Origin of the sequence: Pseudomonas sp. D1-36, assembly GCF_051132205.1 — a bacterium.
GTDB lineage: Bacteria > Pseudomonadota > Gammaproteobacteria > Pseudomonadales > Pseudomonadaceae > Aquipseudomonas.
In genome coordinates this window covers 3,959,287-3,986,247 of the sequence record NZ_CP071674.1, presented here as the reverse complement: position 1 = coordinate 3,986,247, position 26,961 = coordinate 3,959,287, and the positions used below count along the sequence as shown (strand labels likewise).

The following is a 26,961-nucleotide window of genomic DNA, read 5'->3' as shown; positions in this document are numbered from 1 at the left end:
AGTTTTGTCGGGCAGGCGATTTGAAACCTTGCTCAGACCTCTACCAGGTGCTAAACCTTGTACACGTATGTCCACGACAAGGAAGTGAATATGTCTGTCGTTACCGAAGTATCTCCTGATGGGCAAAAACTGACGATCTCGATCAAGGGCCGCTTCGATTTTGGCCGGCATCAGGAGTTTCGTGAGTCCTATGAAAAGCTCAACACGAAACCCGAGTCCATCGTGGTGGATCTGAAAGAGGCCACTTACCTAGATAGCTCTGCCTTGGGCATGCTCCTGCTGTTGCGTGACCATGCCGGTGGCGACGAATCGGATATCCGCGTCGTCAACAGCAGCAGCGACGTCAAGAAAATCCTCGCGATTTCCAATTTCGACAAGCTGTTCGATATCAGTTGATCGCCATGCAATCGTCGCCGGAGCCGCTGACGATCCTGATTGCCGAAGACAGCGCCGCCGACCGACTGCTGTTGTCGACCATTGTCCGTCGCCAGGGGCACCACGTGCTCACCGCCGCCGATGGCGCCGAGGCGGTCGACGTCTATCTGGAGCAGCGTCCTCATCTTGTGCTGATGGACGCAATGATGCCGGTCATGGATGGCTTCGAAGCGGCGCAGAAGATCAAGCAATTGGCCGGGGATCAGTTGGTCCCGATCATTTTCCTCACCTCATTGACCGAAAGCGAAGGGCTCGCCCGATGCCTTGAGGCCGGTGGGGATGACTTCCTGGCGAAACCCTATAACCAAGTCATCCTGGCTGCGAAAATCAAGGCCATGGACCGCTTGCGTCGGTTGCAGGCCACGGTGGTCGAGCAGCGCGACCAGATCGCCCGACACCACGATTACCTTCTCAATGAGCAGCGGGTCGCCAAGGCCGTGTTCGACAAGATTGCCCACTCCGGTTGCCTGAGCGCGCCGAATATCCGTTATCTGCAATCACCTTATGCCTTGTTCAACGGCGACTTGCTGCTGGCCGCGTTCAACCCGGCCGGCGACATGCATATCCTGCTCGGCGATTTTACCGGGCACGGCCTGCCGGCGGCGGTCGGCGCGATGCCGCTGGCGGAAGTGTTCTACGGGATGACTGCCAAAGGTTATGGCCTGGCGCAGATCCTGCGGGAGATGAATGCCAAGCTCAAGCGCATCCTGCCGGTGGATATGTTCTGTTGCGCGACGCTGTTAAGCATGAGTTTCCAGCGCTGCACCGTCGAGGTCTGGAATGGCGGCATGCCTGACGGGTATCTGCACGACAGCCTCAGTGGCGTGCGCACGCCGTTGCCGGCGCGGCACTTGCCGCTGGGTGTGCTGACGCCCCAGTTGTTCGACGATCGCACCGAGGTCCACTCGCTGTCGGTGGGTGATCGGGTCTTCCTGTTGTCCGACGGAGTGATAGAAACCAGCGACCACGATGATCAACCGTTTGGCGTGGAGCGGTTGCAGCAGGTGTTCTCGGCCAACCGCGAACCCGACCGTCTCTTCGAGGATATCCAGCAGGCCTTGCGGGATTTTCGCGGTGAGGCCCGTGATGACTTCAGCATGGTCGAGGTGCGGCTGGTCGCGCCGACGCAACTCAACCCGCCGCCACCGGTCTATTCCGATAGTGGCCAGTCCAGTCCGCTGGATTGGTCGTTGAGTTTCGAATTCCGCGCGCAAACACTCAAGCGCTTCAACCCGATGCCTTACCTGCTGCAATTATTGTTGGAGGTCCACGGGCTCAGGGCGCAGAGTGGAGCCCTATACAACGTGTTGTCGGAGCTTTATTCCAACGCCCTGGAACACGGGGTGCTGGGGCTCGACTCCAGCCTGAAGCGTGATGCGACCGGTTTTGCTCGTTACTATCAGGAGCGCGGCGCGCGTCTGGACAAGCTGGACGATGGTCACGTGCGGGTGCATCTGCACGTCACGCCCCAGGGCGACGGTGGCAGACTAATCATTGAAGTCGAAGACAGCGGAAAGGGCTTCGATGTCGCCAAGGTGTTGGCGCGGCCGCTGGACCGGGATCGATTGTCGGGGCGCGGCGTGAGCCTGGTGCGCCAACTCTGTCATCAGGCCTCCTGGTCCGACGATGGTCGTAGTGCGCGCGTGGAGTTTTTCTGGGAGGCTCTGTCATAATCGGGGCCATTCTTGATCAGGGAGCGAACAAGTGAACGAAGTTCATCTGGATCTCGACGTGCTGAGCACGTTGAAGGAAGTCATGGAGGACGGGTATCCGGAGCTGTTGGATACTTTCCTCAAGGATTCCGAAGCCCGCCTTCGTGTACTGCACGAGGCGAGGGACGCGCAAATGCTCAGTGCTACTGCCCATAGCTTCAAGGGCAGCAGCAGCAACATGGGCGCCATTCGCCTGGCCGAGCTGTGTGGTGAGCTGGAGCAGCGTGCCAAGGAGCCGTCGCTGCACGGTATCGAGAGCCTGGTCAATGAAATCGATAGCGAATTCGCTCACGTTCGTACGCTTTGTCGAGAAGAGCGCGAAAGCTTTCACTGCTGAAGCATCCCGTTTGCTTCATTGGCCCGTCCCTTGCATTGCCCTGTCTCAACTGCATCTATGATTCCAGTGCAGCGGAGACCATCTTATGCCCGTTACACCCAACACACTGCTCCAGGCCACCGCCCAGGCCAAGCCGCAGGCCGCCGTCAATCCGCTGGCAGCAGGTCCGGACGCCGAGAACAGAGCCTCCAGCTTCGCCCAGGTCTTCGCCAAGCAGGCACCCGTCAAATCACCGGCGGTGCCTGAGCCATCGGCAAAACCGGTGCGCGACAAGACCGCCGACAATGCCGCCAAGAAGGACGCGGGCAGCGATACTGCCGCTCCGGAGCCGGCGGTTGCCGATAGCGGCAAACCCTTGCCCGCCGACAAGCCGACCACTGCCGGCAGCAAGACGGCGGATGATGCCGACAGCGATGCGCCAGAAACGCCGGTAGCGGATGCCGCGCCTGTCGATCCGACGCTGGACCCTGCGTTGTTGCCGGGCACCGTTATTCCAGAGGGCGTCGCTGAGGCGCAGCCTGCCGTGGTGCCTACGATCGAGGCCCAAGTCACTGCGGCGGTAGCGGCTCCCGTTGCCCCGAGTGTGGCGGCCAATGCCTCGGCGCCGGTGACGGACCCGGAGTTCGACCCGCAGGCCGATCCGCTCGACGCACTACCGGCGTTGCGGTTGGCGATGGAGCAGAGCGGCCACGTGTCCGCTTCCAGCCAGGCGCAGTCCAAGACCGCTGCGCCGGCGTCTCTCGATGGTGAGCCGACTTCGGCCCAGACGTTCGCCGCCGGTATGGCGAGCATGCTCACCGTGCAAGCCGACCAGGACAGCACCGGTGCCGGCAGCCAGGGGGGTGACAAGGCGTTCAGTGGCCTGATCAGCGAAGGCCTCAAGGATCTGACGGCCGCTTCCAGCGATACGCGCGTGGATGACTTTGCCAACCGCCTGGCGGCACTGACCCAGGCCGCCACACCGAAAACCGCCAACGCGGTGCCGGTCAATCAGCCCATCGCCATGAACCAGGGCGGCTGGACCGAGGAGGTGGTCAACCGGGTGATGTACTTGTCGAGCGCCAATCTCAAGGCGGCCGACATCCAGTTGCAACCTGCCGAGCTCGGACGCCTGGATATTCGGGTGAACATGATTCCAGACCAGCAGACCCAGGTGACCTTCATGAGCGCCCACTCAGGCGTGCGCGAAGCCCTCGAAGGCCAGATGCATCGTCTGCGTGACAGTTTCGCCCAGCAGGGAATGGGGCAGGTCGACGTCAGCGTGTCGGATCAATCCCGTGGCTCGCAGAACCAGGATCAACAGGCCCAGCAGCAAGCCCAGGCTGGACGCACCACGTCCTCCGGCGGCCGAGTTGACTCGCTGGATGAAGAGGTGCCGGCCAGCGTTGCCGAAGTGGCGGCCAGCACCACCAGCGTCATTGGCACCAGCGCGGTCGATTACTACGCCTGATTCAACGCATTAACCTTGTGGGAGCGAGCTGGCTCGCGATAACGATGGATCAGTCACCTGCAACGGTGGCTGAAAAACCGGCGTCGCGAGCAAGCTCGCTCCCATAATGGTTTAGGGTGTTCTCGAAATTGCGTCGACCATCGTTTCTCTTCTGGCATAACACTTGCTCCAGCCTAGCCATGCAACAGTGAACCCCCGATTAACGACGGATTATTGGCATGGCGAAGAGCGAAGCAGCAGCTGTAAAAGACCCCGCAACCAAAGGCAAACTCAAGATGATCATCCTGATCGTGGTGGGCTTGCTCCTGGCCGTGGGCGTGTCCGTGGGGGCGACCTGGTATTTCATGCACAACGCCCAGAGCAAGCCGGCCGAGGCGGTGGAAGCTGCTCCGGTGGGCAAGCAGCCAGCGGTTTTCGAGCCGATGGCCCCGGCCTTCGTCGCCAACTACACCCAGAACGGTCGTCAGCGCTACATGCAGGTGAGCATTACCTTGCTGGGGCGCAACCAGGCCGACCTGGAAGCGTTGCGTGTACACATGCCGCTGATTCGCAATAATCTGGTGATGCTGTTTTCCGGACAGAGTTTCGACACCCTGGCCACTCCGGTGGGCCAGGAAATGCTGCGTCAGAAAGCCACGGCCAGCGTGCAGGAAGTGGCCCAGAAAGAACTCGGCAAAGTGGTGATCGAACAGTTGCTCTTCACTAACTTCGTATTGCAGTAGGAACACGACATGGCCGTGCAGGACTTGTTGTCCCAGGACGAAATCGACGCGCTGTTGCACGGTGTCGACGACGGCCTGGTGCAGACCGAAAACGCTGCTGAACCGGGCAGCGTCAAAAGCTACGACCTGACCAGCCAGGATCGCATCGTTCGTGGACGCATGCCGACCCTGGAAATGATCAACGAGCGTTTCGCCCGATACACCCGCATCAGTATGTTCAACATGCTGCGCCGCTCGGCCGACGTGGCCGTGGGTGGCGTGCAGGTGATGAAATTCGGCGAATATGTTCATTCGCTGTACGTGCCCACCAGCCTCAATCTGGTGAAGATCAAGCCGCTGCGTGGCACGGCATTGTTCATCCTCGACGCCAAGCTGGTGTTCAAGTTGGTGGACAACTTCTTCGGCGGCGACGGTCGTCACGCCAAGATCGAAGGTCGCGAATTCACACCGACCGAACTGCGTGTCGTGCGCATGGTGCTGGAGCAGGCTTTCGTCGATTTGAAGGAAGCCTGGCAGGCGATCATGGAAGTGAATTTCGAGTACATCAACTCGGAAGTGAACCCGGCGATGGCCAACATCGTCGGCCCAAGCGAAGCGATTGTCGTCTCGACGTTCCACATCGAGCTCGATGGGGGTGGCGGCGACCTGCACGTGACCATGCCGTATTCGATGATCGAGCCGGTGCGTGAAATGCTCGACGCCGGTTTCCAGTCGGACCTCGACGACCAGGACGAGCGTTGGATCAACGCCTTGCGCCAGGACGTGCTGGATGTCGACGTGCCGATCGGCGCGACGGTCGCCCGGCGCCAGCTACGATTGCGGGACATCCTGCACATGCAGCCGGGGGATATCATCCCCGTCGAAATGCCGGAAGACATGATCATGCGCGCCAATGGCGTGCCGGCCTTCAAGGTCAAGATGGGCTCTCACAAAGGTAACCTGGCGTTGCAGGTGATCGAGCCGATCGAACGCCGCTGAGCGGTGTCAACTTCTTAAGTTTTGGTTTTTAACCGATTTTTGCCCGCCGAGGAAACATGATGGCTGACGATATGAATACCCAGGATGACCAGGCGCTGGCCGATGAGTGGGCTGCGGCCCTGGAAGAAACCGGCGATGCCGGGCAGGCAGACATCGATGCATTGCTGGCGGCTGACACAGGCAACCATGGGTCCAACCGCTTGCAAATGGAAGAATTCGGCAGCGTGCCGAAAAGCAACGAACAAGTGACGCTCGACGGTCCCAACCTGGACGTGATCCTCGACATCCCGGTGTCGATCTCCATGGAAGTGGGCAGCACCGACATCAACATCCGCAACTTGCTGCAGCTCAACCAAGGCTCGGTGATCGAGCTGGATCGCCTGGCCGGTGAGCCGCTGGATGTGTTGGTCAACGGCACCCTGATCGCCCATGGCGAAGTGGTTGTGGTCAACGAGAAGTTCGGCATTCGCCTGACGGACGTGATCAGCCCGAGCGAACGCATCAAGAAGCTGCGCTGAATGAAAGGCTTTCTCACCGCAGCTCTGATGCTGCCGTTCAGTGTTCTGGCAGCCGAGCCGGTGGCCACGGCTGCCGTTGCGCCGGCGAGTGGCAGCGGCATGGCCGGGCAACTGGCGCAACTGGTGCTGGGCCTGCTGGTGGTGCTCGGGTTGATTTTCTTCCTGGCGTGGATGCTGCGACGCGTTCAGCAGGCGGGGCCTGCCGGCAAAGGGCAGGTCATTGACATTGTCGGTTCCCGCGCGCTGGGGCCACGGGATCGGCTGGTGCTGGTGCAGGTCGGCACCGAGCAGATCCTGCTCGGCCTGAGTCCTGGCAGCATCACTGCGCTGCATGTCCTGAAGGAACCGGTGCAGGTGCCGGTCACGGAGCAGGCCACGCCCGAGTTTGCCCAACGGCTCATGGAACTGCTGGGAAAAGACCAAAAGGATAAAAAGTAATGCCGTTGCGCATTCTCTTGGCGTTGGCCCTGATGCTGGCCGCGCCGTTGGCGTTCTCCGCCGACCCGCTGTCGATCCCTGCGATCACCTTGGGCACCAACGCCGAAGGGGCACAGGAATACTCGGTCAGCTTGCAGATCCTGCTGATCATGACCGCGCTGAGTTTCATCCCGGCGTTCGTTATGCTGATGACCAGTTTCACCCGGATCATCATCGTCTTTTCGATCTTGCGCCAGGCCCTTGGCCTGCAACAGACGCCGTCGAACCAGATCCTCACCGGCATGGCGCTGTTCCTGACCATGTTCATCATGGCGCCGGTGTTCGACCGGGTGAACCAGGACGCGCTGCAACCCTATCTGGCGGAAACCCTCAGCGCCCAGGATGCCGTGGCCAGGGCCCAGGTGCCGATCAAGGATTTCATGCTCGCCCAGACCCGCAGCAGCGACCTGGAGCTGTTCATGCGCCTGTCCAAACGCACCGACATTGCCAGCCCCGACCAGGCGCCATTGACCATCCTGGTGCCGGCGTTCGTGACCTCCGAGCTCAAGACCGCCTTCCAGATCGGTTTCATGATTTTCATCCCGTTCCTGATCATCGACCTGGTGGTCGCCAGTATCCTCATGGCCATGGGCATGATGATGTTGTCGCCGCTGATCATTTCGCTGCCATTCAAGATCATGCTGTTCGTGCTGGTGGATGGCTGGGCGTTGATCATCGGCACCCTGGCGGGCAGTTTCGGCGGTGTTTAGACCTCTCACGCGGGTAGCACGATATGACGCCTGAAGTAGCGGTAGACCTGTTCCGCGAGGCCCTCTGGCTGACCACCATGATGGTGGCCATCCTGGTGATCCCGAGCCTGCTGGTTGGCTTGCTCGTGGCGATGTTCCAGGCCGCCACGCAGATCAACGAGCAGACCCTGAGTTTCCTGCCGCGCCTGCTGGTGATGCTGGTCACGCTGATCGTCGCCGGCCCCTGGCTGGTGCAAACCTTCATGGAATACATCCTGCAGTTGTACGGCAGTATTCCGCAGTTGATTGGCTGACGATGTCGATGCTCGCGCTGACGGATACCCAGATCAGTACCTGGGTGGCGTCGTTCATCCTGCCGTTGTTTCGTGTCACGGCCGTGCTGATGAGCATGCCGGTCTTCGGCACGACCTTGGTGCCGGGTCGTGTGCGCCTGTATTTCGCCCTGGCGATTACGGTGGTCATCGCCCCCGGGCTGCCGCCCATGCCGCCGGTAAATGCCCTGGACCTCACCGCGTTGATGCTGGTGGCCGAACAGATCCTCATAGGCGCCTTGTTGGGCTTTTCGCTGCAGTTGTTTTTCCAGGCATTCGTGGTGGCCGGGCAAATCATCTCGATCCAGATGGGCATGGCCTTCGCCTCGATGATCGACCCCACCAACGGCGTGAACACTGCCGTTATCGGGCAGTTCCTGACGATGCTGGTGACGTTGCTGTTCCTCGCTATGAACGGGCATCTGGTGGTGTTCGAAGTATTGACGGAGAGCTTCACCACATTGCCGGTAGGCAGCGCGATGCTGGTCAATCATTTCTGGGACATTGCCAACAAGCTTGGCTGGGTCCTCGGCGCGGCGATGGTACTGGTGTTGCCGGCGATTACCGCGCTGCTGGTGGTCAACATCGCCTTCGGCGTGATGACCCGGGCGGCGCCGCAGTTGAACATCTTTTCCATCGGCTTCCCGCTTACCCTGGTGCTGGGCATGGTGATTTTCTGGGTCAGCCTGGGGGACATTCTCAATCAGTATCAGCCGTTGGCCACCCAGGCCTTGCAGCTGTTACGCGACATGGCACAGGCGCGCTGAACCATGGCCGAGAGCGAAAGCGGTCAGGATAAAACAGAAGACCCCACCGAGAAACGCAAGAAGCAATCCCGGGAAAAGGGCGAGATTGCCCGTTCCAAGGAGCTCAACACCCTGGCGATCATGCTCGCCGGTGCCGGTGGCTTGCTGATTTACGGTGGCGGACTGGCGTTGGATCTGCTGGAAATCATGCGGTTGAATTTTTCCTTGCCTCGCGAGGTATTGCTCACGCCGGGCGCTATGACGCAGTACCTGTTGCATTCGGGCAAGATCGCGATGCTTGCAATGCAACCGGTGCTCATTTTTCTGCTGTTGGCGGCTTTCATCGGCCCGATTTCCCTGGGCGGATGGCTGTTCGCCGCCGGTAGCCTGGCACCGAAGTTCAGCCGGATGAATCCGGCCGCCGGTATCAAGCGCATGTTTTCCACCACGGCGTTGATGGAACTGCTCAAGGCTTTCGGAAAATTTCTTCTGGTGTTGTTCGTCGCGCTGGCGGTGTTGCAGGCCGATATCGACGATCTGCTGCGCATTGCCCATGAGCCGCTGGAGCAAGCCATCATCCATAGCGTGCAGTTAGTCGGCTGGAGCACCTTGTGGATGGCTTGCGGGCTGATCCTCATCGCCGCCATCGACGTGCCGATCCAGCTTTACCAGAGCAAGCAGAAATTGATGATGACCAAGCAGGAGGTGCGCGACGAGTACAAGGACTCGGAGGGCAAGCCGGAGGTCAAGCAGCGGATCCGCCAGTTGCAGCGCGAGGTTTCCCAGCGGCGGATGATGGCGGCGATTCCCGACGCCGACGTGGTCATCACCAACCCGACTCACTATGCCGTCGCGCTCAAGTACGATCCCGACAAGGGCAATGCGCCGGTCCTGCTGGCCAAGGGCAGCGATTTCCTGGCGTTGAAGATTCGCGAGATCGCCGTCGCCAACGAAGTGATGTTGCTCGAATCTCCGGCATTGGCGCGGTCGATCTACTACTCCACCGAGCTTGACCAGGAAATCCCGGGAGGCTTGTACCTCGCCGTCGCCCAGGTGCTGGCCTACGTCTACCAGATCCGCCAGCACCGCGCCGGCAAGGGCAAGCGGCCAGAACCGCTCAAGGACCTGCCCATCCCGCCGGATTTGCGCCGCGATTCCTGATTCTGATGATGCGAAGCCCTTGTGGGAGCGAGCCTGCTCGCGAATGCGATAGTTCAGTCGCTACAAATGTTGGCTGACAATCCGCAATCGCGAGCAGGCTCGCTCCCACAGGGTTGATGTGCTCCAGGCCGCTCTATTTCAACCTCCCGCAAAAGTTGGAAAGCTTCTTGCAATACCCCGCCTGCGCCCCTTCCGGGCGTCAAAAGTTTGCTTCCAGGAACGGGGAATATTGGTGGATCGCTCTCAGTTACTCAGCACCGCGCGCAGCAACGTCGTAGACCTCAGCAGGGGCAATCTGGGCGTGCCGCTGTTGCTGCTGGTCCTGCTCGCCATGATGATGCTGCCGGTACCGCCGTTCCTGCTGGACGTGTTCTTCACGTTCAACCTCGCCTTGTCGATCGTGGTGCTGCTGGTGTGCGTATACGCCCTGCGCCCATTGGACTTCGCCGTCTTCCCGACCATCCTGCTGGTGGCGACGCTGTTGCGCCTGGCGCTGAACGTGGCGTCCACCCGGGTGGTGATGATTCACGGTCACGAGGGGCACCAGGCCGCCGGTAAGGTGATCCAGGCCTTCGGCGAAGTGGTGATCGGCGGCAACTACGTGGTCGGTATCGTGGTCTTTGCCATCTTGATGATCATTAACTTCGTCGTGGTGACCAAGGGCGCCGGGCGGATTTCCGAGGTGAGCGCGCGTTTCACCCTCGACGCGATGCCTGGCAAGCAGATGGCGATCGACGCCGACCTCAATGCCGGCTTGATCGACCAGAGCCAGGCCAAGCTGCGCCGTCTCGAAGTAGCCCAGGAAGCCGAGTTCTACGGGTCCATGGACGGTGCCAGTAAGTTTGTCCGCGGTGACGCCATCGCCGGCCTGCTGATCCTGTTCATCAACCTGATTGGCGGCATGGCCGTCGGTATCTTCCAGCACGGCATGGCTTTCGGCGACGCCGGCAAGGTCTACGCGTTGCTGACCATCGGTGACGGTTTGGTGGCGCAATTGCCATCACTGTTGTTATCCACAGCGGCGGCGATCATGGTGACCCGTGCTTCGGGCTCCGAAGACATGGGCAAGCAGATCAATCGCCAGATGTTCGCGTCGCCCAAGGCCCTGGCCGTGGCGGCCGGCCTGATGGCGGTGATGGGCCTCGTGCCGGGAATGCCGCACTTTTCTTTCCTGAGCATGGCGGCCTTGGCCGCGGGTGGCGCGTACCTGTTCTGGAAGAAGCAGAACGTGCAGAAGGTCCAGGCGCTGGAAGAGGTCAAGCGCCAGCAGGAACTGCTGCCGTCGCCAGCGCGTGCCATGGAAACCAAGGAATTGGGTTGGGATGACGTGACGCCGATCGACATGATCGGCCTGGAAGTCGGCTACCGCTTGATTCCATTGGTCGATCGCAACCAGGGCGGCCAATTGCTGGCGCGGATCAAGGGCGTGCGCAAGAAGCTGTCCCAGGATCTGGGCTTCCTCATGCCCACCGTCCACATTCGCGACAACCTCGACCTGGCGCCGAGCGCCTATCGCCTGACGCTCATGGGCGTGATCCTGGCGGAAGCCGAGATCTACCCGGACCGCGAGCTGGCGATCAACCCAGGGCAGGTCTACGGTTCGCTCAACGGCATTACCGCCAAGGATCCGGCTTTCGGCCTGGAAGCGGTGTGGATCGAAATCAGCCAGCGGGCCCAGGCCCAGTCCCTCGGTTATACCGTGGTGGACGCGAGCACGGTCGTGGCGACCCACTTGAACCAGATTCTCTACAAGCATTCCAGCGAGCTGATCGGTCACGAAGAAGTCCAGCAACTGCTGCAAGTACTGGCCAAAGGCTCGCCGAAACTGGCTGAAGAATTGGTGCCGGGCGTGGTTTCGTTGTCCCAATTGCTCAAGGTGTTGCAGGCGCTGCTAGCCGAACAGGTTCCGGTGCGCGACATACGCAGCATTGCCGAAGCGATCGCCAACAACGCTTCGAAGAGTCAAGATACCGCCGCTCTGGTGGCTGCGGTGCGGGTCGGCGTATCCCGCGCAATCGTCCAAAGCATTGTAGGCACTGAGTCTGAGCTGCCTGTGATCACTCTGGAACCAAGGTTGGAACAGATATTGCTCAATAGTCTGCAGAAGGCAGGACAAGGCTCGGAAGAGGGTGTTCTGCTGGAGCCAAGCATGGCCGAGAAGCTGCAGCGTTCGCTGATCGAAGCAGCCCAGCGGCAAGAGATGCAAGGCCAACCGGTGATCCTGCTGGTGGCCGGTCCGATTCGCGCGATGCTTTCGCGGTTCGGGCGCCTCGCGGTCCCGGGGCTGCATGTGCTGGCGTACCAGGAAATACCGGACAACAAGCAAGTGACCATCGTTGCGACAGTAGGGCCCAACGGCTGAGGTAGTGGTTTATGCAAGTGAAGCGTTTTTTCGCCGCCGATATGCGTCAGGCCATGAAACTGGTTCGTGACGAGCTGGGCGCTGAAGCAGCCATCATCGGCAACCGTCGTATCGCCGGCGGTGTCGAGCTGACGGCAGCCCTGGACTACAAATTGTCGGCGCTGGCCCCTCGCGTTCCGAACATGGAGCTCGAGGACGAGCTGCGCAAGACTCAGTCGCGCATCGCCAGCGCCCAGGCCGAGTTGAGCCTGCGCAGCAGCGAAGGCTCGGCCAGCGCGGGCACCAATCGTCAATTGTTCGCCGGCCAGCCACTGACCGCAGGCCTGCCGCTGACCGCTGCCGAACCGCTGATCGAGCCGACGCCGGCCGAACCGCGTCGTCCGGCACCGGCACCCGTTGCCGCAGCCGCGGGCGTTGATCCCCGTGCCCTGGACTCGATGCGCTTCGAACTCAACAGCCTGCGCGAGCTGATGGAAGTCCAGCTCGGCTCGCTGGCCTGGAACCAACTGCAAGGCAGCCGTCCGGCCCAGGCCAACCTGTGGCGTCGCCTGCAACGCATTGGCCTGTCCGGCCCGCTGGCGCGCGACCTGCTGGCATTGATCAGCGACATCGACGAGCCTCGCCAGGCCTGGCGCATGCTACTTGCGCACCTGGCGCGGATGATCGCCACGCCGGAAGTCGAGCCACTGGAAGAGGGCGGAGTAATCGCCATGGTCGGCCCGGCCGGCATGGGCAAGACCACCACTCTGGCCAAGCTCGCGGCCCGTTATGTACTCAAGTACGGCGCCCAGAGTATCGCCCTGGTGAGCATGGACAGTTTCCGCATCGGTGCCCAGGAGCAACTCAAGACCTTGGGCCGGATCCTCAATGTGTCGGTGACCCATGTGGATCCGGGCCAGTCCCTGGCCCAGGCGCTGGAACCGCTGATGCGCAAGCGCGTCGTACTGATCGACACCGCCGGCCTGCAAGCCAGCGATCCGGCCCTGCGCATGCAGCTGGAAAGCCTGGCCGGGCGTGGCATCAAGTCAAAAAATTATCTCGTGTTGGCAACCACCAGCCAGAAACAGGTTCTAACCGCCGCATACCACAGTTACAAACGCTGCGGGCTGGCCGGCTGCATCCTGACTAAGCTGGACGAAACGGCAAGCCTGGGCGAGGTGTTGAGCCTGGCGATCGGTCATGAACTACCGGTGGCCTACCTGACCGACGGGCCGCGGATCCCGGATGATTTGCATCTGCCGCGCCGTCATCAACTGGTCAGTCGTGCCGTGAGTGTGCAAATGCAGGAAGAACCCAGCGAAGAAGCCATGGCTGACATGTTCGCTGATATCTACCACAGCCCGACCAAGCAGGTTGGCTGAGGTATTCATGAATATTTTTTGTACCTACATCGATGGTCTGCCATGCATTGTTCCGTATGTGAACGCGCAGCCAGTAATGTGGCCTCCGTCTAAGTAAGACAAGGTAAAGAACGAACATGGGCAGCATGCATCCCGTACAGGTGATCGCGGTGACCGGCGGCAAAGGTGGCGTCGGGAAGACTAACGTGTCAGTGAACTTGTCCCTGGCTCTGGCAGAGCTTGGCCGACGGGTCATGCTGCTGGACGCCGACCTGGGCCTGGCGAACGTCGACGTGCTGCTGGGGCTCACACCCAAGCGCACGCTGGCGGACGTGATCGAAGGGCGCTGTGAATTGCGCGACGTGCTGTTGCAAGGCCCCGGCGGGATTCGCATCGTGCCGGCCGCCTCCGGCACCCAGAGCATGGTTCACCTGACCCCGGCGCAGCACGCCGGCCTGATCCAGGCCTTCAGCGACATCGGTGACAACCTCGATGTGCTGGTGATTGACACGGCTGCCGGTATTGGTGACTCGGTGGTCAGTTTCGTGCGCGCCGCCCAGGAAGTGTTGCTGGTGGTCTGCGACGAACCGACGTCGATCACCGACGCCTACGCGCTGATCAAACTGCTTAACCGCGACTATGGCATGAACCGCTTTCGCGTCCTGGCCAACATGGCCCAAAGCCCACAGGAAGGACGCAACCTGTTCGCCAAGTTGACCAAGGTCACGGATCGCTTCCTGGACGTCGCCCTGCAATACGTCGGCGCAGTGCCTTACGACGAAAGCGTACGCAAGGCTGTCCAGAAGCAACGTGCCGTTTATGAAGCTTTTCCTCGTTCCAAATGCGCCCTGGCGTTCAAGGCGATCGCCCAGAAGGTCGACACCTGGCCGCTGCCGGCCAACCCACGTGGGCATCTGGAATTTTTCGTCGAGCGTCTCGTGCAACAAACAGCAGGGCCCGTGTTATGACAGCCAGCGGTTACAACCATCTCTACAAAAAATCGGCACGGGACGCCCAGTACGAATTGATCGAGCGTTACGCGCCACTGGTCAAGCGCATCGCCTACCACTTGCTGGCGCGTTTGCCGGCCAGTGTCCAGGTCGAGGACTTGATCCAGGCGGGCATGATCGGCCTGCTCGAAGTGTCGAATAAATACGACGCGAGCAAGGGCGCCAGTTTCGAGACATACGCCGGTATCCGTATCCGCGGGGCGATGCTCGATGAGGTCCGCAAGGGCGACTGGGCGCCGCGTTCGGTGCATCGCAACACCCGCATGGTCAGCGACGCGATTCGTGCGATTGAAGCGAAAACCGGGCGAGACGCTAAAGATCACGAAGTTGCGGCCGAACTCCAGTTGAGTCTCGATGATTATTACGGGATTTTGAACGATACCTTGGGCAGTCGCCTGTTCAGTTTCGACGACCTGTTGCAGGACGGCGAACACGAAGGGCTGCACGAGGACGGCGCGAGTGCTCACATGGAGCCGTCGCGCGACCTGGAAGATGAACGTTTCCAGAGCGCCCTGGCGGATGCGATTGCCAATTTGCCGGAGCGTGAGCGACTGGTCTTGGCGCTGTACTACGACGAAGAGCTGAACCTCAAGGAAATCGGTGAGGTCCTGGGGGTCAGCGAATCGCGGGTCAGCCAGTTACATAGCCAGTGCGCGGCCCGCTTGCGGGGGCGTTTGGGGGAGTGGCGAGCGCGCTGACGAGCAGTGTGGGGACGCTGCGAGCGGGGCTGGCATGGCGTATGCCGGGCCAGTCTCCATCCGTTGTGCTCCATACCGTTGTCGAGTGTTGTGCCGGATTGATTGAAATGGCGCGTCCAGGTGCTGGGCGCGTTTAAGACTGCTTGGAGGTCGAATTGGACAAGAACATGAAAATCCTCATCGTTGATGACTTCTCAACGATGCGGCGGATCATAAAAAACCTGTTGCGTGACCTCGGGTTCACCAACACGGTCGAGGCCGACGATGGCACAACCGCCATTCCGGTCCTCAACAGCGGGAGCATCGACTTTCTGGTGACTGACTGGAACATGCCTGGCATGACCGGTATCGACTTGCTGCGCCACGTGCGCGCCGACGAAAAACTCAAGCACCTCCCGGTGCTGATGGTCACTGCCGAAGCCAAGCGCGAGCAGATCATCGAAGCGGCCCAGGCCGGTGTGAACGGCTATGTGGTCAAACCCTTCACGGCCCAGGCGTTGAAAGAGAAGATCGAAAAAATCTTCGAACGCATCGGTTAACGGCGCCACGGGGGAGCTATGGACAACGAATCTTCAATGGGCGATTTCGAATCGACCCTGAAAAAACATGCCCGCGAACTGGTAGACAGCCTTGAAAAGGGCCGCTTCGGCGATGCGGTTCAAATGATTCATGAGCTCAACCAGACCCGTGATCGCGGTCTGTACCAGGAAGTCGGCAAGCTCACCCGTGAACTGCACAGCGCGATCGTCAATTTCCAGATCGATCCGAACATGCCGCAGGCCGAGGAAGTCTCGCAGATCACCGACGCCACCGAGCGCCTGGGTTATGTGGTCAAGCTGACCGAAGCCGCAGCGAACCGCACCATGGACCTGGTGGAAAGCGCAACGCCCCTGGTCAACGGCCTGAGCGAGGAAGCCCAGGCGTTGAGCACCGATTGGGGACGGTTCATGCGTCGCGAAGTCGGCGCCGAGGAGTTCCGGGAGCTGGCCCGTCGGGTTGACGGTTTCCTGGCGCGCAGCAGCGCCGAGAATCGCGCCGTGGCCAGCAACCTCAACGACATTCTGCTGGCCCAGGACTATCAAGACCTGACCGGCCAGGTGATCAAGCGTGTGACCCAACTGGTCACCGAAGTGGAAAGCAACCTGCTCAAACTGGTGCTGATGGCTAGCCAGGTCGACCGCTTTGCAGGTATCGAACACGACCGTGAAGCGATGCTTGCCGAAAAAGATCCACAAAAACATCTCTCTCAGGGTGAAGGTCCGCAGATTCATGCCGATAAAAGAGAAGACGTTGTGTCCGGTCAGGACGATGTGGACGATTTGCTGTCCAGCCTTGGATTCTAAGTTTTAGCCCTATTTTAGGAGCAGCCATTAATGAGCTTCGGCGCCGATGAAGAGATCCTTCAGGATTTCCTGGTTGAGGCCGGCGAGATTCTAGAGCAACTATCCGAACAGCTGGTCGAGCTGGAAAGCCGACCTGATGATGCGGATCTGCTCAATGCAATTTTTCGCGGTTTCCACACTGTAAAAGGAGGCGCCGGCTTCCTCCAGCTCAATGAGCTGGTGGAGTGCTGCCACATTGCCGAGAACGTGTTCGACATCCTGCGCAAGGGTGAGCGTCGCGTCGACTCGGAACTGATGGACGTGGTGCTCGAGGCCCTGGATGCGGTCAACAGCATGTTCAGCGAAGTGCGCGAGCGCTCGCCGATCACCCCGGCCACCCCCGAGCTGCTCGCCGCGCTGTCGCGCCTGGCCGAGCCGCAGTCGGCTGACGAAGCCATGCCCGTTGCCGAGCCTGTGGTCGAAGAACCGGTTGCGCAAGAATCGGGCGACATCACCGATCATGAATTCGAATCGCTGCTGGACTCGCTGAACGCCGTCAAGGCCGAAGCCGAGGCTCCGGCCGCGCCCGCTGCGCCCGCCGCCGATGCCGCTGCCAGCGATGAAATTACCGACGATGAGTTCGAATCGCTGCTCGACCAACTGCACGGCAAGGGCCAGTTCGCCCCCGATGCGGTCGTAGCGCCGGCGGCCCCGGCTGCGCCAAAGGCAGCGGGGGATGACTCCGACATTACCGACGACGAATTCGAAGCCTTGCTCGACCAGTTGCATGGCAAGGGCAACTTTGCCGTCGACGCGTTGGATTCGGCCACCGCTTCGGCGCCGACCCCGGCCAAACCAGTGGCAGCGGCAGCCGGAAGCGACTTGATCAGCGACCACGAATTCGAATCGCTGCTCGACGAGCTGCATGGCAAGGGCAAGTTCAGCGAAGTCGGCACGGCCGCCGCCGCGCCTGCCGCTGCCGCCACGGCTGCACCCGCCGCCAAGGCCGCGCCGAAGCCGGCCGCCAAGGCGCCGGAACCGAAAGCCGAAACCCCGAAGCCTGCCGCCGCAGTGGCGCCAGCCCCGGCTCGCGCGCCTTCCGCCGCGCCCGCCGAAAAACCGGCGAGCGAAGCCGAGACCACCGTTCGCGTCGACACCGCGCGGCTGGATGAGATCATGAACATGGTCGGCGAACTGGTGCTGGTGCGTAACCGGCTGGTGCGCCTGGGCCTCAACAGCCAGGACGAAGCCATGTCCAAGGCCGTGTCGAACCTCGACGTGGTCACGGCTGACCTGCAAACCGCGGTCATGAAGACCCGGATGCAGCCGATCAAGAAAGTTTTCGGGCGCTTCCCGCGCCTGGTTCGCGACCTGGCTCGCCAGCTCAAGAAAGAAATCAACCTGGAACTGGTGGGTGAAGAGACCGACCTCGACAAGAACCTTGTCGAGGCCCTGGCCGACCCGCTGGTCCACTTGGTGCGCAACGCGGTCGACCACGGCATCGAGTCGCCGGAAGAGCGCGAAGCGTCGGGCAAGGTCCGCAGCGGCAAGGTGATCCTGGCCGCCGAGCAGGAAGGCGACCATATCCTGCTGTCGATCTCCGACGACGGCAAGGGCATGGACCCGAACGTGCTCCGTTCCATTGCCGTGAAACGCGGTGTGATGGACAAGGACGCGGCCGATCGCCTGAGCGACACCGAGTGCTACAACCTGATCTTCGCCCCGGGCTTCTCGACCAAGACCGAGATTTCCGATGTGTCGGGTCGTGGCGTGGGCATGGACGTGGTGAAAACCAAGATTTCCCAGCTCAACGGTTCGATCAACATTTACTCGACCAAGGGCCAGGGCTCGAAGATCGTCATCAAGGTCCCGTTGACCTTAGCGATCATGCCGACCCTGATGGTGATGCTGGGCAACCAGGCGTTCGCCTTCCCGCTGGTCAACGTCAACGAGATTTTCCACCTCGACCTGTCGCGCACCAACGTCGTCGATGGCCAGGAAGTGGTCATCGTACGGGACAAGGCACTGCCGCTGTTCTACCTCAAGCGCTGGCTGGTCAGCTCTGCCGCTCATGTGGAGCAGGGCGAAGGCCATGTGGTGATCCTTTCGGTGGGCACCCAGCGGATCGGCTTCGTCGTCGACCAGTTGGTGGGCCAGGAAGAAGTGGTCATCAAGCCGTTGGGCAAGATGCTCCAGGGCACCCCGGGCATGTCCGGCGCCACCATCACCGGCGACGGCCGCATCGCGTTGATCCTCGATGTGCCTAGCATGCTCAAGCGCTACGCCGCTCGGCGTATTTGATTCTGGAGGGGCGCGGCCCGACGCCGCGCCTTGTCTAACGGAGTGTTTATGGTAGTTAAAGTCCTGGTGGTGGACGATTCGGGGTTTTTCCGCCGCCGCGTCTCGGAAATTCTTTCAGCGGACACGAGCATTCAGGTCGTCGGTACGGCGACCAATGGCAAAGAGGCGATCGATCAGGCCCTGGCGCTCAAGCCGGACGTGATCACCATGGACTACGAGATGCCGATGATGGACGGCATCACGGCAGTGCGGCATATCATGCAACGCTGTCCGACCCCGGTTTTGATGTTCTCGTCCCTGACCCATGAAGGCGCCCGAGTCACCCTCGATGCGCTGGATGCCGGGGCGGTGGACTTCCTGCCAAAGAACTTTGAAGACATCTCGCGCAACCCGGACAAGGTCCGCCAGTTGCTATGTGAGAAGGTCCACAGTATTTCCCGCAGTAACCGCCGCGTCAGTGCCTACAGCGCACCGGCGTCAGTGCCGGCTGCTGCGCCAGCACCAACGCCTGCGCCTTCTGCGTCGAACAGCTTCAGTTCGGCGCCGGTTCGCAGTGCTCCTGCGCCGGCGCCCGCTCGCCCGGCGCCCGCCAGCCCGTCGTCGCCAGCGCCCAAGCGCAAGGCCTACAAACTGGTCGCCATCGGCACGTCCACGGGCGGCCCGGTTGCGCTGCAACGGGTCTTGACCCAGCTGCCAGCGAACTTCCCGGCCCCGATCGTGCTGATCCAGCACATGCCCGCCGCATTCACCAAGGCGTTCGCCGAACGTTTGGACAAACTGTGCCGCATCAGCGTCAAGGAAGCCGAGGATGGCGACATCCTCCGTCCAGGCCTGGCGCTGCTGGCACCGGGTGGCAAGCAGATGATGATCGACGGCCGTGGCGCGGTGAAAATCCTGCCGGGCGATGAGCGCTTGAACTACAAGCCTTGCGTAGACATCACCTTCGGTTCCGCGGCGAAATCCTACGGCGACAAAGTTCTGGCGGTGGTGCTCACCGGCATGGGTGCCGATGGCCGCGAGGGTGCGCGCCTGCTCAAGCAGGGCGGCAGTGCGATCTGGGCCCAGGACGAGGCCAGTTGCGTGATCTACGGCATGCCCATGGCGATCGTCAAGGCCGACCTGGCTGACGCGGTCTACAGCCTGGACGACATGGGTAAACATCTGATCGAGGCGTGCCTGTAATGGATGTGCTCAGTCTGATCGGCATCATCATGGCGTTCGTCGCCATCATTGGTGGCAATTACCTGGAAGGCGGTCATCTCGGTGCGCTGGCCAACGGCCCGGCCGCGTTGATCGTGATCGGTGGCACTGTAGGCGCTGCGCTGTTGCAGTCGCCGATGAGCGCCTTCAAGCGCGCCATGCAGGTCCTGGTGTGGATTCTGTTTCCACCTCGGGTCGACCTGGCCGGCGGCATCGACCGCGTAGTCAACTGGAGCCTGACCGCCCGCAAGGAAGGCCTGCTTGGGCTGGAAGGGGTGGCCGATGCCGAACCCGACAGCTACTCGCGCAAGGGCCTTCAATTGCTCGTGGACGGCGCCGAACCCGAAGCGATTCGCAGCATCCTGGAGGTGGATTTCTACACCCAGGAAAGCCGCGACATCGAAGCGGCCAAGGTGTTCGAGAGCATGGGAGGCTACGCGCCGACCATCGGTATCATCGGTGCTGTCATGGGTTTGATCCATGTGATGGGCAACCTGGCCGATCCGTCGCAACTGGGCAGCGGCATTGCCGTGGCATTCGTTGCCACCATCTACGGCGTGGCGAGCGCCAACCTGGTGCTGCTGCCGATCGCGGCCAAGCTCAAATCCATTGCGTTGCGCCAGTCGCGCTACCGCGAAATGCTGCTGGAAGGGATCCTGTCGATTGCCGAAGGCGAGAACCCGCGTTCCATCGAGTTGAAGCTCCAGGGCTTCATGGACTGATGGGGGAAATGGCAGATGGCGCGTCGCAGACATCGTGAAGAACACGTCAACCATGAACGCTGGCTGGTTTCCTATGCCGACTTCATCACGCTGCTGTTCGCCTTTTTTGTGGTCATGTATTCGATCTCTTCGGTGAACGAAGGCAAGTACAAGGTCATTTCCGAAGCGTTGATCGGCGTCTTTACCGATTCGGACCGCGCCCTCAAGCCGATTCCCATCGGCGAAGAGCGTCCGAAGACGACGACCCCGGCCAAGCCGCTGGTCAAGGACAGCGAACAGGTCGACGCCGGCATTGCCGGTGGCAGCGATCCGTTGAAGAGCATTGCCGATGACATCAGTTCGGCGTTCGGCGACCTGATCAGTTCCAACCAGATGACCGTGCGTGGCAACGAGTTGTGGGTCGAGATCGAACTCAACTCCAGCCTGCTGTTCGGCAGCGGCGATGCCATGCCCAGCGACATGGCGTTCAACATCATCGATAAAGTGGCGGCGATCCTGAGACCGTTCGACAACCCTATCCACGTCGAAGGTTTCACCGACGACCAGCCGATCCGCACCGCGCAGTACCCCACCAACTGGGAATTGTCGTCGGCCCGTTCGGCAAGCATCGTGCGCATGCTCGCCATGCAGGGTGTCAACCCGGGCCGCCTGGCGTCGGTGGGGTATGGCGAATTCCAGCCGGTGGCCAATAACGCCACGGCCGAGGGGCGCGCACGCAATCGACGGGTGGTGCTGGTGGTTTCGCGCAACCTCGATGTGCGTCGCAGCCTGACCGGTACCGGCACCGCCAACGCAAAGCCCGATGCGGCATTGAAGCGGGCTGGCACACAAACTGCACCGACCCCGGTCAAGTCGCCGGATAGACAGAACGCCGTCAATTCTCCGTCACCGGCTTTATAACCGAGCTATTTCTCGGTCGAGCACGTCTCGACCGGGAGGAACGATCCGAATGAGAGTCTGGGCAGTCGCCAATCAAAAAGGTGGTGTGGGCAAAACCACATCCTCCATCGCTTTAGCCGGTTTGCTGGCCGAGGCCGGCAAGCGCGTGGTCATCGTCGATCTGGACCCCCATGGCTCGATGACCAGTTACTTCGGCTACGATCCCGATAGCCTGGAACACAGCAACTATGATTTGTTCCTGCACAAGGGCAGCGTGCCCGAAGGCTTGCCGGGGCAGTTGCTGCTGTCCACCAGCGACGAGCGGATCTCCTTGCTGCCGTCGAGCACCGCCCTGGCCACCTTGGAGCGCCAATCGCCCGGCCAGAGCGGCCTGGGCCTGGTGATCGCCAAGAGTCTGGCGCAGCTGTGGCAGGATTTCGATTACGCGATCATCGACAGCCCGCCGTTGCTGGGCCTGCTGATGGTCAATGCCTTGGCCGCCAGCCAGCAATTGGTCATTCCTGTGCAGACCGAACACCTCGCGGTGAAGGGCCTGGAGCGCATGGTCAACACCCTGGCGATGGTCAACCGTTCACGCAAGCAGTCGCTGGCATTCAATATCGTGCCGACCCTGTTCGACCGTCGTACCCAGGCGTCCCTCAGCACCTTGCGAGTGCTGCGCGACATGTACCCGGACGACATCTGGCAAGGCTACATCCCGGTGGACACCCGTTTGCGCGACGCCAGCCGCGCCGGCGTGACACCGTCGCAATTCGATGGCAAAAGCCGTGGCGTACTGGCCTATCGCGCGCTTCTCAAGCACCTGCTGGCCCAGCAGCTCGTTGCGCAGCAGGTGGCTTGAGTTGATGAAGTTCTCCTTAGACGTTGTGCTTGCTTGCGGGCGCTCAAGTCCTGCCGTATCCATGCCGATAACCTTTTCAAGTGGCGCACAGTTCCCATGAACCGCCCCATCAAGACAACTTCGCGTCCCCAATTGGCCCTGCAGTCCTATCTGGATGGGCTGTTGCAGGAAGCGACCGATGAATTGCCAGCGCAGCCGAGCGCGTTCCAGGCGTTGCCCGAGCCTGTCGAAGCCGAACCCGCGCTCGACGAGTTCCAGGCCGCCGTGCTCGAGGAGCAGGCCCGTGATGCACAGGCTTCAGCGGTTGTGACAGCGGTGGAAGCGCCGTTCGTCAAGCCGCAGTTGGCGGTGATGGAAGCACCCGCACCGATCCTGGCGCCGGTCTCCACCGTCGCGCCATTGTTGCAGGGGTTGGTGACGCCGGTAGTGGAAATCCACATGCCGCCGAGCAACACGCCGCCGCCGGCGCCGGGCGATGATCGTCCGGCGTGGGCCGCCGAGCCGTTCGAGTGCTTGTTGTTCGATGTGGCCGGTTTGACGCTGGCGGTGCCGCTGGTGTGCCTGGGATCGATCTACTCCCTGGCCGGGCAGGAATTGACGCCGTTGTTTGGCCAACCGGAGTGGTTCCTCGGAATCCTGCCGAGCCAGGCTGGCAACCTGAAAGTGCTGGACACCGCGCGCTGGGTCATGCCGGATCGTTATCGCGATGATTTTCGCCAGGGCCTGCAGTACGTGATTTCTGTGCAGGGCTACGAATGGGGATTGGCGGTGCATCAGGTCAGCCGTTCGCTGCGCCTGGACCCGAACGAGATCAAGTGGCGCAGCCATCGAGGGCAACGGCCATGGCTGGCCGGTACGGTGATCGAACACATGTGCGCCTTGCTGGACGTTTCCGAACTGGCGGAGCTGATCGCCAGCGGCGGGGCAAAACACCTGGACGGCGCCAAGCCGGTCCGGAAACCGAAATAAGACAACCGGCGGCGCAGGGCGACGCCGGACAGAACACACACCGCCACAGGCGGTTTTTCGAGGGGTCAGGGTATGAATGATAAGGCGTCGTCTCTCAAGGGTTCCGAAGATCCGATCTTGCAATGGGTGACTTTCAAGCTCGATAACGAAACCTACGGCATCAACGTGATGCGCGTGCAGGAAGTGCTGCGCTACACCGAGATCGCCCCGGTCCCGGGTGCGCCAAGCTACGTGCTGGGCATCATCAACCTGCGTGGTAACGTCGTGACCGTGATCGACACCCGTCAGCGTTTCGGCTTGAACTCCACCGAGGTCAACGACAACACCCGTATCGTGATCATCGAGGCGGACAAGCAAGTGGTCGGTATCCTGGTCGACAGCGTTGCTGAAGTGGTTTACTTGCGTCAGTCGGAAATCGAAACCGCGCCTAACGTCGGTAACGAGGAATCGGCCAAGTTCATCCAGGGCGTCTGCAACAAGAACAACGAGTTGCTGATCCTGGTCGAACTGGAAAAAATGATGAGCGAAGAAGAGTGGTCGGAACTGGAGAGTATCTGATTTGATTCTTGAGGTAGCAGTCATTGTCCTGTTCCTTTTCTGGGCAGGCACGCTGGCGATGTTTTTGTCCTACATACGTGGCCAGCGGGAAATCGCCGCTCAACAGGCCCAGGGCGATGCGCTGCGCGATCAGCGCATCCGGGACCTGGCCAAGCGTGTCGACGACTATCAGAACGGCACCGTGCGCATGGGCGAAGCGCTCCATGAGCTGCGTGCCGTCGTCGCGCCATTGCCGGACAAACTGGCGCAACTGGAACAGCGCGACCCCTCCAGCCTGTCCTTTGCCCAAGCCGCCCGGCTGGTCGGCATGGGCGCCAGCATCGACGAACTGACCCAGGCGTGCGGCCTGACCCAGGCCGAGGCCGAATTGATGAGCAAGTTGCACAAGGGCGGCTGATATCTATCCATCCCCCAGGACCCATGTGGGAGCGAGCTTGCTCGCGATAGCGGTGTGACAGTCAGCAAATATGCTGAATGTATGACCGCCATCGCGAGCAGGCTCGCTCCCACAGGTTTTTCTGGCGTTCAGAAATAATCATTCCAGCCCGGTCCCCGTGGCGAGGGAGCTTGCTCGCGCTGGGTCGCGCAGCGGCCCCAGGTTTTTACGACTGCTTCGCAGCCGAGCGGGAGCAAGCTCCCTCGCCACGGGATAGCGCGTTCAGCGATTAGTAATTAGCGGTGTGACAGTCAGCGGATATGCTGAGTGTATGACCGCCATCGCGAGCAGGCTCGCTCCCACAGGTTTTTCTGGCGTTCAGAAATAATCATTCCAGCCCGGTCCCCGTGGCGAGGGAGCTTGCTCCCGCTGGGTCGCGCAGCGGCCCCAGCTTTTACGACTGCTTAGCAGCCGAGCGGGAGCAAGCTCCCTCGCCACGGATAGCGTCGTCGCTGATCGCTGATCATTCCCGCGTTCCGTGACCTCTGTGTGGGAGCGAGCTTGCTCGCGATAGCGGTGTGACAGTCAGCAAATATGCTGAGTGTATGACCGCCATCGCGAGCAGGCTCGCTCCCACAGGTTTTTTCTGGCGTTCAGAAATAATCATTCCAGCCCGGTCCCCGTGGCGAGGGAGCTTGCTCCCGCTGGGTCGCGCAGCGGCCCCAGCTTTTACGACTGCTTAGCAGCCGAGCGGGAGCAAGCTCCCTCGCCACGGGGTAGCGCCTTCAGCGATTAGTAATCATCCCCACGCTCCGTCACGTCTTTCTCGATGTTTTGCGCATGCGGGTCGAAGCCCTGGGGAAATTTGCCCTTCAGGTTCCAGGCAAACGCAATGATCTCGGCAATCGTGCGGTACAACTCTTCCGGAATGCTGTCGCCCAGCTCCAGCCGTGCCAGCAACTTCACCAGTTCAGCATTTTCGTAGATCGGTACTTCGCTCTCGCGGGCGATGCGCAGGATTTCCTCGGCCAGGGCTTCGTCGCCCTTGGCGGTGAGGGTGGGGGCGTGGTGGCCGTCGTACTTGAGGGCGATGGCCTGGCGGGGTTCGGTGTGGGTTGTCATGCGGTTTCGTCCACCCAGCGTTGTTCCAGCCGGGTCTTGGGTCCTTGGGGCGGGGTGCCGAGGTGGCAGTCGAGGTCGCCGACATTCAACCCGCACGTCACAAGGCGCTCGCGCAATGCGGTCAGGTTCATTTCGATCAGGCCCGCGGTGTACGCTCGTTCTGCCCACAGCTGACTGGACAGGCTGCCACTGAGCAACTGGGCCTGGATCTGCAGCGGCCCCAGCGGTTCCATGTCGAAGGCCAGCTCGACCCGCCAGAGCTGCTGTTTCGGTTCGGTTTGTTCGCGGCGTTCGTCCGGTTGTTCCCGGGCGGCGGTTTCCTCGCGCTGGAACTTGACCTGCAACGGCACGATGTCCTGCAGGTTGCGCATCGGAATCTCCAGTTGCCAAGTGCTCATCAACCGGCCGTCATCGGTCAGCCCGGTTTGCTCCAGGCTGGACAGCTGATGGCTTTGCAGGCGTGACACGGCGGCGGCTGCCAGGCGCAGCAGATGCTCCAGGTCACCTTCTTCATCCTGACCTTTCAATAATCTGGCGGGCAGCGGAAAGCCGGTGGGTTGTGGCTTGGCGCTGACCTGGCCGAGCATCCCCAGGGCGCTGCGCACGAAGCTGGGCAATGCCTGGGCCAGGGTGTTGGCGGCGATGACCGCGGAGAGGTTGGTGGAAGCGGGCAGGGCGGGTGTCAGTTGGGCGATCAGTTTCAGCAGGTCGCCTTTCATGTCCGGGGCCAGGCTTGGCGGTTGGCCGGCCAGCAGCTTGCTTTCCAGGAACACGCCGCTGGCGACCATGGCTTGGGCCAGGCCCTTGGGAGTGCTCAGTTGTTGTACGTCCGGCAGGCCAGCCAGCAGGCGTGTCACCGCCGCGCGCAGTTCGGGGCCGGCGTCATCGCTGGTGGGAAGGTTTTGCAGGGCGGTGAGCAGGCTGTCCAGCGAGCCCTGGCGGCTCACTTGCGTCACCAATTGCTGGCTCACCGCCAATTGCTCCTGGCGATTGCTCAAGGGCAAGAATTTCAATGTCTGAGCATCCTGTACCTGGGCGCTCAACAGCATGCCGATGCGCAGCGGCTGCGGGCTGTCAATGTCCAGGGTGCTGCCGGCCTGGGCGGTGTTGAGCAGGCTTACCAGCGAGCGATACACCGCCGGTTGCCCGGGCTGTTGCGGCAAGGCCTGGCTGGTCAGCACTTTGCCCTGCAACAAAGTGCCCACGGGCAATTGCGCGGTGTCGATCCGGGTCAGGGCGGCGACGCTGGAGGCGAGGGCCTGCTGCACGGTAATCGCCAGGTTGCTGGCCGAAGGCTGAGTCACGGCCAGGCTGGTGCCCTGGGGCAGCGGCTGGGTGCTGGTGGCTTGTACGGTGGCCTGCCGGCCGCTCTCCAGCGTGACCTTGAGCAGCAGTTGGAAAGCCTGGTCCGCCTGCTTGAGCGACAGCACCTCGGCCTTGGCGGTCTGGCCCGGACCGATCAATCCCTCGGCCGGTGCCAGCAGCTTGAGCAACTCGCCCGTGACCGCCGGCATACGTGTCGTTGCCGTGGGCTGGGGCAGCGGCGGGATGTTCATGTCGCCTGTCATCTGCGGTATTACCTTGGGGAAATCAGCGCTCTTGAGAGAAGAACTTCACATGTATAATGCCGCCCGCCTTCCAGAGAGTGGCAAAACCTTGCAATTGTTTGACGCAGCTCTGTGG

General features: G+C 61.4%; 28 protein-coding genes. 26 read left to right on the top strand and 2 right to left on the bottom strand.

Annotation, left to right across the window (positions count from 1 at the left end):
* Window positions 1–90: 90 nt before the first annotated feature.
* From J3P76_RS17670 to J3P76_RS17545, 26 genes are all read left to right on the top strand, one after another.
* Complete coding sequence (locus J3P76_RS17670; RefSeq protein ID WP_258648063.1) at window positions 91–396, top strand: STAS domain-containing protein; 306 nt, start codon at window positions 91–93, stop codon at window positions 394–396.
* A 5-nt stretch (window positions 397–401) separates the two neighbouring features.
* Window positions 402–2,108, top strand: coding sequence for an ATP-binding SpoIIE family protein phosphatase (locus J3P76_RS17665; protein ID WP_434610276.1), 1,707 nt, complete (start codon window positions 402–404; stop codon window positions 2,106–2,108).
* Window positions 2,109–2,139: 31 nt separating this feature from the next.
* The gene (locus tag J3P76_RS17660) at window positions 2,140–2,484 is read left to right on the top strand and encodes an Hpt domain-containing protein (protein WP_434610278.1); all 345 of its coding nucleotides are present in this window, start codon (window positions 2,140–2,142) and stop codon (window positions 2,482–2,484) included.
* Window positions 2,485–2,569: 85 nt separating this feature from the next.
* Window positions 2,570–3,934 (top strand): flagellar hook-length control protein FliK, encoded by a 1,365-nt coding sequence (locus J3P76_RS17655; protein WP_434650326.1) that lies wholly within the window; start codon window positions 2,570–2,572, stop codon window positions 3,932–3,934.
* A 218-nt stretch (window positions 3,935–4,152) separates the two neighbouring features.
* Window positions 4,153–4,656, top strand: coding sequence for a flagellar basal body-associated protein FliL (gene fliL / locus J3P76_RS17650; protein ID WP_420767373.1), 504 nt, complete (start codon window positions 4,153–4,155; stop codon window positions 4,654–4,656).
* Window positions 4,657–4,665: 9 nt separating this feature from the next.
* On the top strand, window positions 4,666–5,634 hold the full coding sequence (gene fliM, locus J3P76_RS17645) for a flagellar motor switch protein FliM (protein WP_003184019.1): 969 nt from the start codon (window positions 4,666–4,668) through the stop codon (window positions 5,632–5,634).
* A gap of 59 nt (window positions 5,635–5,693) precedes the next feature.
* Window positions 5,694–6,152: a flagellar motor switch protein FliN gene (gene fliN, locus J3P76_RS17640; RefSeq protein ID WP_420767372.1), complete on the top strand. Its 459-nt coding sequence runs from the start codon at window positions 5,694–5,696 to the stop codon at window positions 6,150–6,152.
* Window positions 6,153–6,590 (top strand): flagellar biosynthetic protein FliO, encoded by a 438-nt coding sequence (fliO, locus tag J3P76_RS17635; protein WP_420767371.1) that lies wholly within the window; start codon window positions 6,153–6,155, stop codon window positions 6,588–6,590.
* Window positions 6,590–7,339, top strand: a complete 750-nt coding sequence (gene fliP, locus J3P76_RS17630; RefSeq protein ID WP_420767370.1) for a flagellar type III secretion system pore protein FliP — start codon at window positions 6,590–6,592, stop codon at window positions 7,337–7,339. The genes fliO and fliP overlap by 1 nt, the downstream gene beginning before the upstream one ends.
* Before the next feature lie 23 nt (window positions 7,340–7,362).
* On the top strand, window positions 7,363–7,632 hold the full coding sequence (fliQ, locus tag J3P76_RS17625; RefSeq protein ID WP_003184009.1) for a flagellar biosynthesis protein FliQ: 270 nt from the start codon (window positions 7,363–7,365) through the stop codon (window positions 7,630–7,632).
* Between the two features lie 2 nt (window positions 7,633–7,634).
* Entirely contained in the window at window positions 7,635–8,417 is a 783-nt protein-coding gene (gene fliR, locus J3P76_RS17620; RefSeq protein ID WP_434701045.1) for a flagellar biosynthetic protein FliR, read from the top strand.
* A gap of 3 nt (window positions 8,418–8,420) precedes the next feature.
* Window positions 8,421–9,557 (top strand): flagellar biosynthesis protein FlhB, encoded by a 1,137-nt coding sequence (flhB, locus tag J3P76_RS17615; protein WP_420767368.1) that lies wholly within the window; start codon window positions 8,421–8,423, stop codon window positions 9,555–9,557.
* Between the two features lie 232 nt (window positions 9,558–9,789).
* Complete coding sequence (flhA, locus tag J3P76_RS17610) at window positions 9,790–11,919, top strand: flagellar biosynthesis protein FlhA (protein WP_420767367.1); 2,130 nt, start codon at window positions 9,790–9,792, stop codon at window positions 11,917–11,919.
* An 11-nt stretch (window positions 11,920–11,930) separates the two neighbouring features.
* Window positions 11,931–13,280, top strand: coding sequence for a flagellar biosynthesis protein FlhF (gene flhF / locus J3P76_RS17605; protein ID WP_420767366.1), 1,350 nt, complete (start codon window positions 11,931–11,933; stop codon window positions 13,278–13,280).
* A 116-nt stretch (window positions 13,281–13,396) separates the two neighbouring features.
* On the top strand, window positions 13,397–14,227 hold the full coding sequence (gene fleN, locus J3P76_RS17600; protein WP_003184001.1) for a flagellar synthesis regulator FleN: 831 nt from the start codon (window positions 13,397–13,399) through the stop codon (window positions 14,225–14,227).
* A complete protein-coding gene (fliA, locus tag J3P76_RS17595; RefSeq protein ID WP_003184000.1) occupies window positions 14,224–14,967 on the top strand; it encodes an RNA polymerase sigma factor FliA in 744 nt (247 codons plus the stop codon). The genes fleN and fliA overlap by 4 nt, the downstream gene beginning before the upstream one ends.
* Before the next feature lie 167 nt (window positions 14,968–15,134).
* The gene (locus J3P76_RS17590; RefSeq protein WP_003183998.1) at window positions 15,135–15,506 is read left to right on the top strand and encodes a chemotaxis response regulator CheY; all 372 of its coding nucleotides are present in this window, start codon (window positions 15,135–15,137) and stop codon (window positions 15,504–15,506) included.
* 18 nt (window positions 15,507–15,524) lie between these two features.
* Window positions 15,525–16,310 carry a protein phosphatase CheZ gene (locus tag J3P76_RS17585; RefSeq protein ID WP_420767365.1) on the top strand — a complete coding sequence of 262 codons (786 nt, stop codon included), beginning with the start codon at window positions 15,525–15,527 and terminating at the stop codon, window positions 16,308–16,310.
* Between the two features lie 30 nt (window positions 16,311–16,340).
* Window positions 16,341–18,590 carry a chemotaxis protein CheA gene (locus J3P76_RS17580; RefSeq protein WP_434701044.1) on the top strand — a complete coding sequence of 750 codons (2,250 nt, stop codon included), beginning with the start codon at window positions 16,341–16,343 and terminating at the stop codon, window positions 18,588–18,590.
* Between the two features lie 48 nt (window positions 18,591–18,638).
* Window positions 18,639–19,772 (top strand): protein-glutamate methylesterase/protein-glutamine glutaminase, encoded by a 1,134-nt coding sequence (locus tag J3P76_RS17575; protein WP_434701043.1) that lies wholly within the window; start codon window positions 18,639–18,641, stop codon window positions 19,770–19,772.
* The gene (locus J3P76_RS17570; RefSeq protein ID WP_305499634.1) at window positions 19,772–20,512 is read left to right on the top strand and encodes a flagellar motor protein; all 741 of its coding nucleotides are present in this window, start codon (window positions 19,772–19,774) and stop codon (window positions 20,510–20,512) included. The genes J3P76_RS17575 and J3P76_RS17570 overlap by 1 nt, the downstream gene beginning before the upstream one ends.
* Window positions 20,513–20,527: 15 nt before the next feature.
* The gene (gene motD, locus J3P76_RS17565) at window positions 20,528–21,412 is read left to right on the top strand and encodes a flagellar motor protein MotD (RefSeq protein WP_420767362.1); all 885 of its coding nucleotides are present in this window, start codon (window positions 20,528–20,530) and stop codon (window positions 21,410–21,412) included.
* 49 nt (window positions 21,413–21,461) lie between these two features.
* Window positions 21,462–22,253: a ParA family protein gene (locus J3P76_RS17560; protein ID WP_434701042.1), complete on the top strand. Its 792-nt coding sequence runs from the start codon at window positions 21,462–21,464 to the stop codon at window positions 22,251–22,253.
* 96 nt (window positions 22,254–22,349) lie between these two features.
* Window positions 22,350–23,222 carry a CheW domain-containing protein gene (locus J3P76_RS17555; RefSeq protein ID WP_420767360.1) on the top strand — a complete coding sequence of 291 codons (873 nt, stop codon included), beginning with the start codon at window positions 22,350–22,352 and terminating at the stop codon, window positions 23,220–23,222.
* A 72-nt stretch (window positions 23,223–23,294) separates the two neighbouring features.
* Window positions 23,295–23,780 carry a chemotaxis protein CheW gene (locus J3P76_RS17550; protein WP_024778681.1) on the top strand — a complete coding sequence of 162 codons (486 nt, stop codon included), beginning with the start codon at window positions 23,295–23,297 and terminating at the stop codon, window positions 23,778–23,780.
* A 1-nt stretch (window position 23,781) separates the two neighbouring features.
* Window positions 23,782–24,177 carry a DUF2802 domain-containing protein gene (locus J3P76_RS17545; protein ID WP_420767359.1) on the top strand — a complete coding sequence of 132 codons (396 nt, stop codon included), beginning with the start codon at window positions 23,782–23,784 and terminating at the stop codon, window positions 24,175–24,177.
* A gap of 771 nt (window positions 24,178–24,948) precedes the next feature.
* On the opposite strand, the gene J3P76_RS17540 is transcribed toward J3P76_RS17545, so the two are convergent.
* Both J3P76_RS17540 and J3P76_RS17535 read right to left on the bottom strand, forming a co-directional pair.
* Entirely contained in the window at window positions 24,949–25,278 is a 330-nt protein-coding gene (locus tag J3P76_RS17540) for an EscU/YscU/HrcU family type III secretion system export apparatus switch protein (protein WP_420767903.1), read from the bottom strand.
* Window positions 25,275–26,846: a flagellar hook-length control protein FliK gene (locus J3P76_RS17535; protein WP_434701041.1), complete on the bottom strand. Its 1,572-nt coding sequence runs from the start codon at window positions 26,844–26,846 to the stop codon at window positions 25,275–25,277. The genes J3P76_RS17540 and J3P76_RS17535 overlap by 4 nt, the downstream gene beginning before the upstream one ends.
* Window positions 26,847–26,961 lie beyond the last annotated feature (115 nt).

What these genes read in the sequence shown, in the direction of transcription:
- J3P76_RS17670 (WP_258648063.1), top strand. Translation starts at nt 91, where the DNA reads ATGTCTGTCGTTACCGAAGTATCTCCTGATGGGCAAAAACTGACGATC.
- J3P76_RS17665 (WP_434610276.1), top strand. Translation starts at nt 402, where the DNA reads ATGCAATCGTCGCCGGAGCCGCTGACGATCCTGATTGCCGAAGACAGC.
- J3P76_RS17655 (WP_434650326.1), top strand. Translation starts at nt 2,570, where the DNA reads ATGCCCGTTACACCCAACACACTGCTCCAGGCCACCGCCCAGGCCAAG.
- fliL (WP_420767373.1), top strand. Translation starts at nt 4,153, where the DNA reads ATGGCGAAGAGCGAAGCAGCAGCTGTAAAAGACCCCGCAACCAAAGGC.
- fliM (WP_003184019.1), top strand. Translation starts at nt 4,666, where the DNA reads ATGGCCGTGCAGGACTTGTTGTCCCAGGACGAAATCGACGCGCTGTTG.
- fliN (WP_420767372.1), top strand. Translation starts at nt 5,694, where the DNA reads ATGGCTGACGATATGAATACCCAGGATGACCAGGCGCTGGCCGATGAG.
- fliO (WP_420767371.1), top strand. Translation starts at nt 6,153, where the DNA reads ATGAAAGGCTTTCTCACCGCAGCTCTGATGCTGCCGTTCAGTGTTCTG.
- fliP (WP_420767370.1), top strand. Translation starts at nt 6,590, where the DNA reads ATGCCGTTGCGCATTCTCTTGGCGTTGGCCCTGATGCTGGCCGCGCCG.
- fliQ (WP_003184009.1), top strand. Translation starts at nt 7,363, where the DNA reads ATGACGCCTGAAGTAGCGGTAGACCTGTTCCGCGAGGCCCTCTGGCTG.
- fliR (WP_434701045.1), top strand. Translation starts at nt 7,635, where the DNA reads ATGTCGATGCTCGCGCTGACGGATACCCAGATCAGTACCTGGGTGGCG.
- flhB (WP_420767368.1), top strand. Translation starts at nt 8,421, where the DNA reads ATGGCCGAGAGCGAAAGCGGTCAGGATAAAACAGAAGACCCCACCGAG.
- flhF (WP_420767366.1), top strand. Translation starts at nt 11,931, where the DNA reads ATGCAAGTGAAGCGTTTTTTCGCCGCCGATATGCGTCAGGCCATGAAA.
- fleN (WP_003184001.1), top strand. Translation starts at nt 13,397, where the DNA reads ATGGGCAGCATGCATCCCGTACAGGTGATCGCGGTGACCGGCGGCAAA.
- fliA (WP_003184000.1), top strand. Translation starts at nt 14,224, where the DNA reads ATGACAGCCAGCGGTTACAACCATCTCTACAAAAAATCGGCACGGGAC.
- J3P76_RS17590 (WP_003183998.1), top strand. Translation starts at nt 15,135, where the DNA reads ATGAAAATCCTCATCGTTGATGACTTCTCAACGATGCGGCGGATCATA.
- J3P76_RS17585 (WP_420767365.1), top strand. Translation starts at nt 15,525, where the DNA reads ATGGACAACGAATCTTCAATGGGCGATTTCGAATCGACCCTGAAAAAA.
- J3P76_RS17580 (WP_434701044.1), top strand. Translation starts at nt 16,341, where the DNA reads ATGAGCTTCGGCGCCGATGAAGAGATCCTTCAGGATTTCCTGGTTGAG.
- J3P76_RS17575 (WP_434701043.1), top strand. Translation starts at nt 18,639, where the DNA reads ATGGTAGTTAAAGTCCTGGTGGTGGACGATTCGGGGTTTTTCCGCCGC.
- J3P76_RS17570 (WP_305499634.1), top strand. Translation starts at nt 19,772, where the DNA reads ATGGATGTGCTCAGTCTGATCGGCATCATCATGGCGTTCGTCGCCATC.
- motD (WP_420767362.1), top strand. Translation starts at nt 20,528, where the DNA reads ATGGCGCGTCGCAGACATCGTGAAGAACACGTCAACCATGAACGCTGG.
- J3P76_RS17560 (WP_434701042.1), top strand. Translation starts at nt 21,462, where the DNA reads ATGAGAGTCTGGGCAGTCGCCAATCAAAAAGGTGGTGTGGGCAAAACC.
- J3P76_RS17555 (WP_420767360.1), top strand. Translation starts at nt 22,350, where the DNA reads ATGAACCGCCCCATCAAGACAACTTCGCGTCCCCAATTGGCCCTGCAG.
- J3P76_RS17550 (WP_024778681.1), top strand. Translation starts at nt 23,295, where the DNA reads ATGAATGATAAGGCGTCGTCTCTCAAGGGTTCCGAAGATCCGATCTTG.
- J3P76_RS17540 (WP_420767903.1), bottom strand. Translation starts at nt 25,278, where the DNA reads ATGACAACCCACACCGAACCCCGCCAGGCCATCGCCCTCAAGTACGAC.
- J3P76_RS17535 (WP_434701041.1), bottom strand. Translation starts at nt 26,846, where the DNA reads ATGACAGGCGACATGAACATCCCGCCGCTGCCCCAGCCCACGGCAACG.